The organism is Streptomyces sp. NPDC005262 (assembly GCF_042872425.1).
GTDB lineage: Bacteria > Actinomycetota > Actinomycetes > Streptomycetales > Streptomycetaceae > Streptomyces.
Map to the genome: position 1 here is coordinate 265,165 of NZ_JBIAKK010000011.1, position 13,936 is coordinate 279,100.

A 13,936-nucleotide genomic window follows, 5' to 3' on the forward strand; every position below is an offset into this window, starting at 1 on the left:
CACTCACCCCGCCGAGCAGGGTTCCGCCCTTACAGGGAGTAACAATGACGCGAGCGCCCGGCAGGATTGCCGGGCGCTCGCGGTGTGCACATTGCCGTCAGCCGACCTCGGGGTCGCCCTTGGTGTACGAGAGTCGCTCGACCTGGCCCGGCTGGAACTTGTCCTCGACCTTCTTGCCGTTGACGAAGAGCTCGATCGAACCGGCGTCACCGAGGACGAGGTCGATGCGCTCCTTGTCCTGGAAGGTCTTGGACTGGCCCTGCAGCAGCAGCCCGTCGAAGAGCTGCCGCCCGTTGTGGTCCTTGGCAGAGATCCAGCTCTTGCCCTGACTGGCGCTGAGCTTGACCGTGACCTTGTCCCGCGGGGCCGCGGCGATGGCGCTGTCGGACGGTACGGGCTTGGGGTCGGTGGTCTTGGTGGGCTTGGGTTTGGGGCTGGTTGTGTTGGGCGTCGAACCTTCCGCGACCTGCGTGGACGTGCCGCCGCCGCCGTCACCACCCTTGAAGAAGGTGAAGCCGACGAAGCCGACCACGGCGACGATCGCCGCGACCATGGCCGCGGTCCAGTTGGGCCGACGGGGATCGGAACGGATCCGTTCGGCTTCGAACATCGGCGCCGCCGGCGTGGGCGCGGGACGGCCGCCGTGCTCGGCGTCGTACTGCGAGACCAACGGTTCCGGATCGATGGAGACGGCACGCGCCAAGGTGCGGATATGGCCGCGGGCGTACACGTCGCCGCCGCAGCGGGAGAAGTCGTCCTCCTCGATCGCGTGCACGATGGGGATGCGCACCCGGGTGGACGAGCTGACCTCTTCGACCGTGAGACCTGCGGCGATACGAGCCTGCTGAAGCACTCGACCGATCGAAGGCCGGTCGTCTTCGGGGGAGTTGCCGATGGACACGGGGGCGCCTTTCGAGCGTGAGCCACCTGCTGGGTGTTCAGTCTAGGGGGGGTACGAAAGGGTGAGGCAACCGGGAGCAAGGACTTTGTACGCCATCGGATTCGAACACCATCGGATGCGAACGCCGTCCCATTCGCCGGACGCCCTCTGGGAGAACATCCTGCTGCCCCTTCCCTCAAGTTGACGTGCGACCCGGCGAAACGGTTGCCCATCAGACCCTTACGAAGCAGTATCCCCGCGGATCTGTGCCAACACCTCGTCCAGTTCATCCGGTTTCACCATGACATCGCGCGCCTTGGACCCCTCGCTCGGTCCGACGATGTTCCGCGACTCCATGAGGTCCATGAGCCGGCCGGCCTTGGCGAAGCCGACCCGCAGCTTGCGCTGGAGCATCGAGGTGGAACCGAACTGGGTGGAGACGACCAGTTCGGCAGCCTGGCAGAGCAGATCCAGGTCGTCGCCGATGTCCTCGTCGATCTCCTTCTTCTTGGCGCCGCCGACCACCACATCCTCGCGGAAGACGGGCGCCATCTGATCCTTGCAGTGTTGGACGATGGCCGCGACCTCGCCCTCCGTGACGAACGCGCCCTGCATGCGGGTGGGCTTGTTGGCCCCCATCGGCAGGAACAGTCCGTCCCCCTTGCCGATCAGCTTCTCGGCGCCGGGCTGGTCGAGGATGACACGGCTGTCGGCGAGCGAAGAGGTCGCGAAGGCGAGCCGGGAGGGCACATTCGCCTTGATCAGACCGGTGACGACATCGACCGAGGGCCGCTGGGTGGCGAGCACGAGATGGATGCCCGCGGCGCGCGCCAGCTGGGTGATGCGGACGATGGCGTCCTCGACGTCGCGCGGAGCGACCATCATCAGGTCGGCCAGCTCGTCGACGATGACCAGCAGATACGGGTACGGGGAGAGCTCCCGCTCGCTGCCCTCCGGCAGCTTGACCTTGCCGTTGCGCACGGCCTGGTTGAAGTCGTCGATGTGCCGGTATCCGAACGCCGCGAGGTCGTCGTACCGGAGGTCCATCTCCCGTACGACCCACTGCAGTGCCTCGGCGGCGCGCTTCGGGTTGGTGATGATCGGCGTGATCAGGTGCGGGATGCCCTCGTAGGCGGTGAGCTCGACGCGCTTGGGGTCGACCAGCACCATCCGCACGTCCTCCGGGGTCGCCCGCACCATGACCGAGGTGATCAGGCAGTTGATGCAGGACGACTTGCCGGAACCGGTCGCACCGGCCACCAGCACGTGCGGCATCTTCGCCAGGTTGGCCATCACGTAGCCGCCCTCGACGTCCTTGCCGAGCGCGACCAGCATCGGGTGGTCGTCCTCGGCCGCGTCCGCGAGGCGCAGCACATCACCGAGGTTGACCATCTCGCGGTCGGTGTTGGGGATCTCGATGCCGACGGCGGACTTCCCCGGGATCGGGGAGATGATCCGGACGTCGGGGCTCGCGACGGCGTACGCGATGTTCTTGGCGAGCGCCGTGATCCGCTCGACCTTCACAGCGGGGCCGAGCTCCACCTCGTAGCGCGTCACCGTCGGTCCGCGGGTGAAGCCGGTGACCGCGGCATCGACCTTGAACTCGGTGAAGACGTTCGTCAGGGAGGCGACGATCGCGTCGTTGGCGGCGCTGCGGGTCTTGCCGGGGCCGCCGCGTTCCAGCAGGTCGAGCGAGGGCAGCGCGTACGTGATGTCCCCGGAGAGCTGCAGCTGCTCGGCGCGGGCCGGGAGCGGCTGGGACTGTGAGCGGTCGGGCGCGGGCTTCGTCAGATCGGGTACGCCGTCGAAGAGCGCTGCACTCTTCTCCGGCTTCCCCGCCCCCTGGGCCTGCTCCGCCTCCCGGGCACCGGGCACCGGGGTGCCCGACCGTTCACGGTCCCGCTCGACGGTGACGCCCTGGGTGAGGTCGGCGACGATCGGCGAGGGCGGCATGCCGTTGAGCACCGCCCCGTCGAGCGCCGCGGCCGCGGCCGCGGCGACGTCCACCGCGTCCATGGTGCGGTTCATCGCGGGCTGCGCGGAGGGCCTGCGTGGCCTGCGGCGCTTGGAGAGCGCCTCGGCCTCCGCCTGCGCGGGGTCGTACTCCTCGGGCGCCTCGGAGCGGCGCGCGGAGGAGCGTCGTGAGCGGGCGGGCAGCGCTTCGCGCCACTGCTCGTCGTACCGCTCGTCGTCGCTCTCGTCGTCCGCCTCGGGGTCGTACTCCGGGTCGACGATCCCCAGCTTGGAGCCGAGCAGCCGCAGCCGCTGCGGAATGGCGTTCACGGGGGTCGCGGTGACGACGAGCAGTCCGAAGACGGTGAGGAGCAGGAGCAGCGGTACGGCGAGGACCTCGCCCATGGTGTAGATCAACGGCTTGGACGCAGCCCAGCCGATCAGGCCGCCCGCGTCCTGCATCGCCTCGCTGCCTTCCTCGCGGCCCGGCGATCCGCACGCGATGTGCACCTGCCCGAGCACCCCGATGACCAGGGCGGAGAGTCCGATGACGATACGACCGTTGGCCTCGGGCTTCTCCGGGTAGAGGATCAGCCGCACGGCGATCGCGCCGAGCAGTATCGGGACGAGCAGATCGAGCCGGCCGAAGGCGCCGGTGACGAGCATCTCGACGAGGTCGCCGACGGGCCCCCGCAGATTCGACCAGGTGCCCGCGGCGACGACCAGCGCGAGGCCGAGCAGCAGAAGGGCGACGCCGTCCTTGCGGTGTGCGGGATCGAGTCCCTTGGCGCCGCGCCCTATGCCGCGGAGCATCGCGCCGACGGCATGGGCCGCACCGAGCCAGAGGGCCCGCACCAGCCAGTACACGCCCCCGGTGGGTGACGGTGCGGGTCTGGGCGCAGCCGCCTTCTTGGCCGGTGTCTTCTTGGCCGGTGTCTTCTTCGCGGGCGCCGTCTTCTTCGCGGCGGCTTTCTTCGCGGGCGCGGCTTTCTTCGCCGGGCCACCGGTACGGCCGGGACGCTTCGCGGTGCCCGCCGTGCCCTGGGAACCCTTGCCGGACGTACGTGAGGCCATGGTGCCGAGGTTACCGGTGTCGGCGGCCGTGAACACGTGTGCCTCTGGGTTCACCCCACCGTGTCGCCGCACGGGGGCCGGAAACTGACACGCCCTCACCGTGGACGGACCGTCAGCGGCCCGGCCCCGAAGGCGGCTTCCGGGCCGGGGAGTTCCGCGAAGGACGTGCTACGAAGGAAGCGCGGCCGTGCCGCTCCCGGTGCCCGGCTCCAGCGCGTCGAGCGCACGCCGCAGTCCGGTCAGCTTCCGTTCGAGATGGGCGGCCGTGGCCACAGCCGCGGCGTCCGCCGACTCGTCGTCGAGCTGCTTGGAGAGGGCCTCCGCCTGCTCCTCGACGGCCGCGAGGCGCGCCGAGAGTTCGGCCAGCAGCCCGGCGGGCTCCTTGTCCTGGTCCGCGCTCGGGCGGCCGCCGCCCTCGAGCTGGAGCCTGAGCAGCGCGGCCTGCTCGCGCAGTTGGCAGTTCTTCATGTAGAGCTCGACGAAGACCGAGACCTTGGCGCGCAGCACCCAGGGATCGAACGGCTTCGAGATGTAGTCCACCGCGCCCGCCGCGTACCCCCGGAAGGTGTGATGCGGACCGTGATTGATCGCGGTGAGGAAGATGATCGGAATGTCCCGGGTCCGCTCCCGCCGCTTGATATGCGCGGCGGTTTCGAAACCGTCCATGCCTGGCATCTGGACGTCCAGCAGAATGACCGCAAAGTCGTCCGTCAGCAGCGCTTTGAGCGCTTCCTCCCCTGACGATGCCCGAACCAGCGTCTGATCGAGCGCAGAGAGGATGGCCTCCAGCGCCAGCAGATTCTCTGGCCGGTCATCGACCAGGAGGATCTTGGCCTTCTGCACCATGGCCCGTCCTCCTCGCCCCGGAATTGCACCGGGCGCCGCCCCAGGGGACGACTCCCTTGCGCCGTCCGTCCTTGTGCCGGTCATGGTAGCCGCACCCCGCCCGTCACCACACCCTGTCACCGCGATGTCACTGTGCACATACCAAAAACGCGGTGGGAGACCAGAAGGTTCCCCGTCCACCGCCCTCTCACACCCCTTCGAGCACAGTCGATCAGCAACTTATCGTGATCCACTCAATTGACGATCACTCTCCGCGCATCCACTGCTCCATGACGGAGAGCAGATGGTCAGGATCAACCGGCTTGGTGACATAGTCGGAAGCACCGGAATCGATCGCCTTCTCCCTGTCGCCCTTCATCGCCTTCGCGGTCAGCGCGATGATGGGAAGCCCGGCGAACTGCGGCATCCGACGGATCGCCGTCGTTGTCGCATAGCCGTCCATCTCCGGCATCATGATGTCCATCAGCACAACCGTCACATCGTCGTGCTGCTCCAGGACTTCGATGCCCTCGCGCCCGTTCTCCGCGTACAGCACCGAGAGACCGTGCTGCTCCAGCACGCTGGTCAGCGCGAAGACGTTACGGATGTCGTCGTCGACGATCAGCACCTTCTCGCCGTCGAACCGGAATACCTTGCGGGCCTCGGGCTCCTCCTGACCGGCCGCCGCCCACGACTCCTGGGGTGGCGCGGTGCTCCTCGCCGACAGCGCGGGCCTCTGCTCCCTCCCGCCGAGCGCCTTGCGGCGATGCCGGAACAGCCCTGCGGAACCGACCTGACCGTGCGGCGGCGCCGACAGGCGGGCGCCCGCCCCCGCCTCCGGGATCAGCCCTTCCTCGACCGCCTGGCCATGCGCCTCGATGGGACCGGGACCGATCTGCGGGTAGCCCTGCGGCGGCAGCTCACTGGGGTGCAGCGGCAGATACAGCGTGAAGGTCGAGCCGCGGCCCGGCTCGCTCGCCGCATGGATCTCGCCGCCCAGCAGCCGGGCGATCTCCCGGCTGATGGACAGCCCGAGCCCCGTACCGCCGTACTTGCGGCTTGTCGTACCGTCCGCCTGCTTGAACGCCTCGAAGATCACCAGCATCTTGCTGGACGCGATCCCGATACCGGTGTCGGTGACCGAGAACGCGATCAGATCGGCGTCGGCGTCGCGCAGCGAACCGGCTTCGAGGAGCTGCTCGCGGATGGCGTTCGGCACATCGGCGCCGGCAGGCCGGATCACCAGCTCGACGGCGCCGCTGTCGGTGAACTTCACCGCGTTGGACAGCAGATTGCGCAGCACCTGCAGCAGCCGCTGTTCGTCCGTGTGCAGCGTCGCGGGCAGCTCCGGCGACACCCGTACGGAGAAGTCGAGCCCCTTCTCGGCGGTGAGCGGCCGGAACGTCGCCTCCACGTAGTCGACCAGCTGGACCAGCGCGATCCGGGTCGGACTGACGTCCATCTTGCCCGCCTCGACCTTCGACAGATCGAGGATGTCGTTGATCAGCTGAAGCAGATCGGAACCTGCCCCGTGGATCGTCTCCGCGAACTCCACCTGCTTCGGCGAGAGATTGCCCTCGGCGTTGTCCGCGAGCAACTTGGCCAGGATGAGCAGCGAGTTGAGCGGCGTACGCAGCTCGTGCGACATGTTCGCCAGGAATTCGGACTTGTAGCGCATCGAGACGGCGAGCTGCTCGGCACGCTCCTCCAGAACCTGCCGGGCCTCCTCGATCTCGGTGTTCTTCACCTCGATGTCGCGGTTCTGCTGGGCCAGCAGCTCGGCCTTCTCCTCCAGTTCGGCGTTGGAGGCCTGCAGCGCCTTCTGCCGGTTCTCCAACTCCTCTGACCGGTCACGCAGTTGCTCGGTCAGCTCCTGCGACTGCTCCAGGAGCTTCTCCGTCTTGGTGTTGACACTGATCGTGTTGACGCTCGTCGCGATCATCTCGGCCAGCTGGTTGAGGAAGTCGCGCTGAATGTGGGTGAACGGCTGGAACGAGGCCAGCTCGATCACACCGAGGACCTGCCCCTCGAAGAGCACCGGCAGCACGATCACATGCGCGGGCGGCGCCTCGCCGAGCCCCGAGGAGATCTTCAGATAACCAGGCGGCACGTTGTCCACCTGGATCGTCCGCTTCTCCTCCGCCGCCGTGCCGATGAGCGTCTCACCCGGCCGGAACGACGTCGGCATCGATCCCGCGGAGTAGCCGTAACTGCCCCGCATCCGGAGCACGTACGCGCCTTCCTTGTCGGCCTCCGCGCCCATCGCCTCCATGTCACCGGTAGGCACGGCCAGGAAGAACGCCCCGTGCTGCGCCGAGACGACCGGGGTCAGCTCGCTCATGATCAGCGAAGCGACGTCGTCGAGATCGCGGCGCCCCTGCATCAGACCGGAGATCCGGGCGAGGTTGCCCTTGAGCCAGTCCTGCTCCTTGTTGGTGGCCGTGGTGTCGCGCAGGTTGGCGATCATCGTGTTGATGTTGTCCTGCAGGGCCTGGATCTCACCTGCCGCGTCCACGTCGATCTTGAGGTTGAGATCGCCGCGGGTCACCGCGGTGGCGACGGCCGCGATGGCTCGCACCTGACGGGTCAGGTTCCCGGCCATCTCGTTCACGGACTCGGTGAGGTCGCGCCAGGTGCCGTCCACGTCCCGGACCCGGGCCTGGCCGCCCAGCTGTCCCTCGGTGCCCACCTCGCGGGCCACCCGGGTCACCTGCTCCGCGAAGGACGACAACTGGTCGACCATCGTGTTGATGGTGTTCTTCAGCTCCAGGATCTCGCCGCGGGCGTCGATGTCGATCTTCTTGGTGAGATCGCCCTTGGCGATGGCTGTGGTGACCGTGGCGATCTGGCGCACCTGACCGGTCAGGTTGGACGCCATCGAGTTCACCGACTCGGTCAGGTCCTTCCACGTACCGGAGACGCCCGGGACCCGCGCCTGACCGCCCAGCTCGCCCTCCGTGCCCACCTCGCGGGCCACCCGGGTCACCTCGTCGGCGAACGACGACAGCGTCGTCACCATCGTGTTGACGGTGTCGGCGAGCTCGGCGACCTCGCCGCGGGCCTCGACGGTGACCTTCTTGGTGAGGTCGCCGTTGGCGACCGCGGACGAGACCCGGGAGATGTTCCGCACCTGGCTGGTCAGATTGTTGGCCATCAAGTTGACGTTGTCGCTGAGGTCCTTCCAGATACCCGTCGCACCTCGCACCCGGGCCTGACCGCCCAGGATGCCCTCGGTGCCCACCTCACGCGCGACTCGCGTCACCTCGTCGGCGAAGTTGAGCAGCTGGTCGACCATCGTGTTGACGGTCGTCACCAGTTCGAGGATTTCGCCCTTGGCGTCGACGGTGATCTTCTTCGAAAGATCGCCCTTGGCGACCGCGGTGGTGACCTCGGCGATGTTGCGGACCTGCAGGGTCAGATTGTTGGCCATGCCATTGACGGACTGGGTGAGGTCCTTCCAGGTACCGGACACGCCCTGCACCTCGGCCTGGCCGCCCAGGATGCCTGCCGTGCCCACCTCACGGGCGACCCGCGTCACCTGCTCCGCGAAGTTCGACAGCTGGTCCACCATCGTGTTGAGGGTGTTCTTCAGCTCCAGGATCTCGCCGCGGGCGTCCACGTCGATCTTCTGCGACAGGTCACCGCGCGCCACCGCGGTCGCGACCTGCGCGATGTTACGCACCTGGGCGGTGAGGTTCCCCGCCATGCCGTTCACCGAATCGGTCAGATCGCGCCACACACCGGCCACGCCGGGCACCTGCGCCTGGCCGCCGAGCCGTCCGTCCGTGCCCACCTCACGGGCCACCCGGGTCACCTGCTCGGCGAAGGCGGAGAGCTGGTCGACCATCGTGTTGATGGTGTTCTTCAGCTCCAGGATCTCGCCGCGGGCGTCCACGTCGATCTTCTGCGAGAGATCGCCCCGCGCGACCGCAGTCGTCACCTGGGCGATCTGACGCACCTGCGAGGTCAGGTTCCCCGCCATGAAGTTGACGGAGTCGGTGAGCTCCTTCCACGTACCGGAGACACCGTCGACCCGCGCCTGGCCGCCGAGCCGGCCCTCCGTGCCCACGTCCCGCGCCATCCGGGTCACCTGGTCGGCGAAGGACGACAGCTGCGCCACCATCGTGTTGACGGTGTTCTTCAGCTCCAGCATCTCGCCGGCCACATCCACGGTGACCTTCTGCGACAGATCGCCGTTCGCGACCGCCGTCGTCACCTGCGCGATGTCCCGCACCTGACCCGTCAGGTTCCGGAACGCCGTGTTCACCGAATCGGTGAGGTCCTTCCACGTACCCGCCGCACCCGGAACCTCGGCCTGTCCGCCCAGCCGGCCCTCGACACCGACCTCCCGGGCGACCCGGGTCACTTCGGAACCGAAGGACTGCAGCTGGTCCACCATCGTGTTGACGGTGTTCTTCAGCTCCAGCATCTCGCCGGCCACATCCACGGTGACCTTCTGCGTCATGTCACCGCTGGCCACCGCCGTCGTCACCTGCGCGATGTCCCGCACCTGCGTGGTCAGATTCCGGAAGACCGTGTTCACCGAATCGGTGAGGTCCTTCCACGTACCCGCCGCACCGGGAACCTGCGCCTGACCGCCCAGCAGACCCTCGCCACCGACCTCGCTCGCCACCCGCGTCACTTCGTCCGCGAAGGTCCGCAGCGTCTCGGTCATCTGGTTGATCGTCTCGGCGAGCTGCGCGACCTCGCCGCGCGCGCTGACCGTGACCTTCTGCGACAGGTCACCATTGGCGACCGCCGTCGTCACCTCGGCGATGCCGCGCACCTGCGAGGTGAGGTTTCCGGCCATCGTGTTGACGGAGTCGGTGAGGTCCTTCCACACCCCGGCCACGCCGGGCACCGTCGCCTGACCGCCCAGCTCGCCCTCCGTGCCCACCTCACGGGCGACCCGGGTCACCTCGGAGGAGAACGACGACAGCTGGTCGACCATCGTGTTGACGGTGTTCTTCAGCTGGAGCATCTCGCCGGCCACATGGACGGTGACCTTCCGCGACAGATCACCCTTGGCGACCGCCGTCGTCACCAGCGCGATGTCCCGCACCTGCGCGGTGAGCCGGTACGCCATGGTGTTGACGGAGTCCGTGAGGTCCTTCCAGGAACCGGACATTCCGCGCACCTGGGCCTGCCCGCCCAGCTTGCCCTCGGTACCCACCTCGACCGCCACCCGCGTCACCTGCTCGGTGAACGCCGACAGCTGGTCGACCAGGTTGTTGACCGTACGGGCCACCTTCAGGAACTCGCCACGCAGCGGCCGCACGGTCTCGTCGGTCGAGTGCGACCGGAGCTCCATCCGCTGTTCGAGATCACCGTCGGCAACCGCCGAGAGCACCCGTCCGACCTCCGACACCGGCCGCGCCAGATCGTCGACCAGCTCGTTCGAGGCATCGATGGCAGCGGCCCAGGAGCCCTCGCAGGCCCCCGTCTCCAGCCGTTCGGTCAGCTTCCCCTCGCGCCCGACCACGCGACGTACACGTGCCAGTTCCCCGGTGAGATGGAGATTGCGGTCCGCGACCTCGTTGAAGACGGCCGCGAGCTCCGTCATCACGCCCTCGCCCGACACGGTCAGACGCCGACGGAAGTTCCCGTCGCGCATCGCCACCAGGCCCGCGAGCAGTCTGTTGAGCGCCGCCGCATCCACGTCGATGGTTCCATTGCGCTGTTTCTTCACGGACTGTCCGCCTTTTGTGCGCGTGCCTGATCCCCGCGCCGCCACGCCAGACTCCACCGTGTCCCTCCCGCAGGGGTTGACCGTATCGCTCGGGCCTATATCTGGGAGCTTGCCCAGTTCCACATCGGCTCACCGCCACTGCCCACCGTCGACGGGTGACCATGCGGACGTCAAATCGTTGAAACGTACCAGGCCGAAACAGATCTACATGGAACCTCCAACGGTTATCCCTCATCCCTCCGTTGGGAAGCCCACACTTGTCCGCTCGACGACCACATCCTGGTCGCCCTTGTCCGAACTCGGCCCTCGCGTACCCGGGACCGAGACCAAGCGTCTAGCCTGGCTAAGCGAATCGAAGCGGCGAGAATCGGGCACAGGACTCTGGGAAGCGACGAGACACCATATGGGGAGTGCTGTGATCACCGCGCGCGCGGCTGCCACCTTCGACCCGGTCGGGCGCTCCGTCGCGACCGCCCGGGCCTTCGTGCGTGACACCCTTCAGGGATGGGGGTACATCGACATCGTGGACGACGCGGTCGTCCTCACCAGCGAGCTCGTGACCAACGCGGTGGTACACGCGGGCACCGCAGCCGACGTTCTGTGTCTGCGTACGGAGGACGGCGTCCGGGTCGAGGTCTCCGACCACTATCCGGAACGGGAGATCCCGCTCCAGAGCACCGGTCTGGACTTCGGCAGCCCGGACCGGGAGAGCGGCCGCGGTCTGCTGCTCTGCGCGGCGCTCGCTTCCCGATGGGGCGTCGAGTACTCCCCGACGCACAAGCATGTCTGGTTCCAGCTCGAACTCCCCGAACGCCCGGTGGGCATCCGCTCCGCGGGACCGCTGCTCCCCACCGATCTCCTCCCGGTCGCAGACGAACGCGTCCGGGTCGCCGTCGTCCAGATCGACAGCTCCGGTTCCGTCGCCGCCTGGAACGATGACTGCACGTACCTCTTCGGCTACAGCGCGGATCAGGTCACCGGGAAGCAACTCACCGACTTCCTGGCGTGGCCGCACACCCCCGGCACCAACACGGGCATCGCCGACGCCCTCCAGCTCTCGCGCTGGGAGGGCAGTTACGGGATCCGCGCCGCCGACGGCCGCACCATCGCCGTCTATGCCTCACACCTCAGAGTCCGCGACACCCAGGGCGAACCGTCGACAGTCTGTCTGCTCGTCCGCGACTACGAGCGCGCCGTGCTGCAGTCCCCGGTCCGCGCCCCTGTCTCCGACGTCGGCGCGGAGAGCCGCACCACGGACCCGTTCGAGGTCTTCATCGGCTCCCCCGCCCCCGACGACCTCGACGGACTGCTCCAGCGCACCGTCGAGCGGGCCCGCGACATGCTCGACGCGGATTCGGCCTTCCTGCTGCTGGCCACGGACGACGAGACGGAGCTGGAGGTACGGGCCACGACCGGCCTCCCGTCCGCCCGTCAACGCTTCGCCCGGGTCCCTGTCGAGGCCGGCACCGGACGGTACGGCTCCGCCCGGATGCCCGCCGTCCACGAGGACCTCACCTCCGTACCCGGGGCCGTACCTCTGCTCGGCGGGACCGGCATGCGCTCCGTCGTCACCGTCCCGCTCAAGGTCGAAGGCCGACTCACCGGATCGCTCGGGGTCGCCGCCGAAGCACCGGGCCGGTACACCAACGAGGAAGCCCTGCGCCTCCAGTTCGCCGCGGACCGCATCGCGCTCGCCGTGGAATCGGCCCGTCTGGGCGAACTCGAGCGGCTTCGCCGCGGTTCGCTGTCCTTCCTCGTCGAGGCCTCCGATCTCCTTGCCGGCACGCTCGACCGGGACCAGACGCTGGCGCTGATGGCCCAGATGACGGTCCCCACACTGGCCACCTGGTGCGCCGTCTACACGATCGCCGACCAGTCCTCGGAGCCCTACCTCTCGTATGTGCTGCACGAGGACGAAGAGCTCATCGACGGCCTCAAGGCACTGCTCTCCAAGATCTCCCCGCCGGATCCGGTGCCGACCCCCGGCGCCCGGGTATGGGCCGCACCCTCCGCGGCCGCCCACGAGGCGGCCCTGCGCACCTCCATGCGCAGCATCGGCCTCAGCGAGTCCACCGCTCTCGGCGCCGGCATCCGCACGACACTGGCCACTGCGGCTGCGGTGGGCGGCGAGACGGTGGTCCTGCCGCTCGTCGCCCGGAACCGCGTCATCGGAATGCTCACACTCGGCAAACCGTCCGACGACCACTTCCGCCAGGAGATCCTCGAACTTGCCGAGGACCTGTCCCGCCGTGCCGCCCTCGCCCTCGACAACGCCCGTCTCTACTCGGAGCGCATGGCGATCAGTCAGTCCCTGCAGCGGAGCCTGCTGCCGCCGGGCCTCCCCGATGTCCCCAACGTCGAGATCGAGGTCATCTACCGGGCGGCCGGCGAGGGCAACGAGGTCGGCGGCGACTTCTACGACGTCTTCCCGATCCGCGACGGCGCATACGGCTTCGCCATCGGTGACGTCTGCGGTACGGGCCCGGAGGCCGCGGCCGTCACGGGCCTCGCCCGTCATGCCCTGCGCCTGCTCGCCCGCGAGGGCTTCGGCGGCCCGGCCGTCCTGGAACGTCTCAACGCCGCCATCCTCGACGAGGGTTCCCGCAGCCGCTTCCTCACCCTCCTCTACGGAGAGCTGTGGCCCCAGAAGGACGGCAGCGCCCTGCTCAAGGTGGTGTGCGCCGGGCATCCCCTGCCACTGCGCCTGCGCCAGGACGGGACGGTCGAGGCAGCAGCCGAACCGCAGCCGCTGCTGGGCGTCATCGAGGACCTCGAACTGTACGAGCAGACGGTCACACTCACCCCTGGTGATGTCCTGCTCTGCGTGACCGATGGCGTGACAGAACGCCGTGAAGGTACTCGCATGTTGGGGGACGACGGCCTGGCCGACGTTCTCACCACGTGTACGGGCCTCACGGCCGGAGCGGTCGCGTCCCGTGTCCTGCGGGCCGTCGAACGCTTCGCCGCCGAACCGGCCTCCGACGACATGGCCATTCTGGCGATGCGGGTCCCGGAGCCGCACCCGGCCTGACGGCGACTCATCGGTGAGTTGCTCGCCGCCCCCGGCACCGGCAACCCGGACTAACCCCGAGAAGAGTGAGTCCGAAGGCACCGGACATGCGAAAGGCCCCCGCCATCGGCGGGGGCCTTTCGCATTACCTGAGCCCCAATACGGAATCGAACCGTAGACCTTCTCCTTACCATGGAGACGCTCTACCGACTGAGCTATTGGGGCCTGTTGCGCGGTGGCAACGAGATAGAGCATACCCTGAACTCAGGGATATACATAACTACGCGGGACCCAAGTGCAAACCTTCTCGTCGGGACCTGCCTTCGTCTGTCCCACGGTCCTGTACAGCCATCCTGCGCTCCCAGTGAGCCGACACGCCCTAAACGCAGAAAAGCCCCGCACCAGAGGTGCGGGGCTTTCCCGGAATAATTGTTCGGCGGCGTCCTACTCTCCCACAGGGTCCCCCCTGCAGTACCATCGGCGCTGAAAGGCTTAGCTTCCGGGT

Annotated in this window: 5 protein-coding genes, 1 tRNA gene and 1 rRNA gene; 1 reads left to right on the forward strand and 6 read right to left on the reverse strand. The window is 68.1% G+C overall.

Going from position 1 to position 13,936, the window contains the following annotated elements; genetic code table 11:
• Positions 1–97: 97 nt before the first annotated feature.
• The 4 genes from ACFYP5_RS26065 to ACFYP5_RS26080 form a co-directional block, all read right to left on the reverse strand.
• Positions 98–901, reverse strand: a complete 804-nt coding sequence (locus ACFYP5_RS26065; RefSeq protein WP_389040406.1) for a helix-turn-helix domain-containing protein — start codon at positions 899–901, stop codon at positions 98–100.
• A gap of 219 nt (positions 902–1,120) precedes the next feature.
• Positions 1,121–3,907, reverse strand: a complete 2,787-nt coding sequence (locus ACFYP5_RS26070) for a DNA translocase FtsK (RefSeq protein ID WP_389040407.1) — start codon at positions 3,905–3,907, stop codon at positions 1,121–1,123.
• Between the two features lie 168 nt (positions 3,908–4,075).
• The gene (locus ACFYP5_RS26075) at positions 4,076–4,753 is read right to left on the reverse strand and encodes a response regulator (protein WP_313939502.1); all 678 of its coding nucleotides are present in this window, start codon (positions 4,751–4,753) and stop codon (positions 4,076–4,078) included.
• 244 nt (positions 4,754–4,997) lie between these two features.
• Positions 4,998–10,421 carry a HAMP domain-containing protein gene (locus tag ACFYP5_RS26080; RefSeq protein ID WP_389040410.1) on the reverse strand — a complete coding sequence of 1,808 codons (5,424 nt, stop codon included), beginning with the start codon at positions 10,419–10,421 and terminating at the stop codon, positions 4,998–5,000.
• Between the two features lie 403 nt (positions 10,422–10,824).
• On the opposite strand from ACFYP5_RS26080, the gene ACFYP5_RS26085 reads away from it, so the two are divergent.
• A complete protein-coding gene (locus ACFYP5_RS26085; protein WP_389040412.1) occupies positions 10,825–13,452 on the forward strand; it encodes a SpoIIE family protein phosphatase in 2,628 nt (875 codons plus the stop codon).
• Between the two features lie 131 nt (positions 13,453–13,583).
• Here ACFYP5_RS26085 and ACFYP5_RS26090 read toward each other — a convergent pair.
• Positions 13,584–13,656: transfer RNA gene (locus ACFYP5_RS26090), tRNA-Thr, on the reverse strand.
• A gap of 206 nt (positions 13,657–13,862) precedes the next feature.
• Positions 13,863–13,936 (reverse strand): 5S ribosomal RNA (gene rrf / locus ACFYP5_RS26095); the annotation flags it as partial.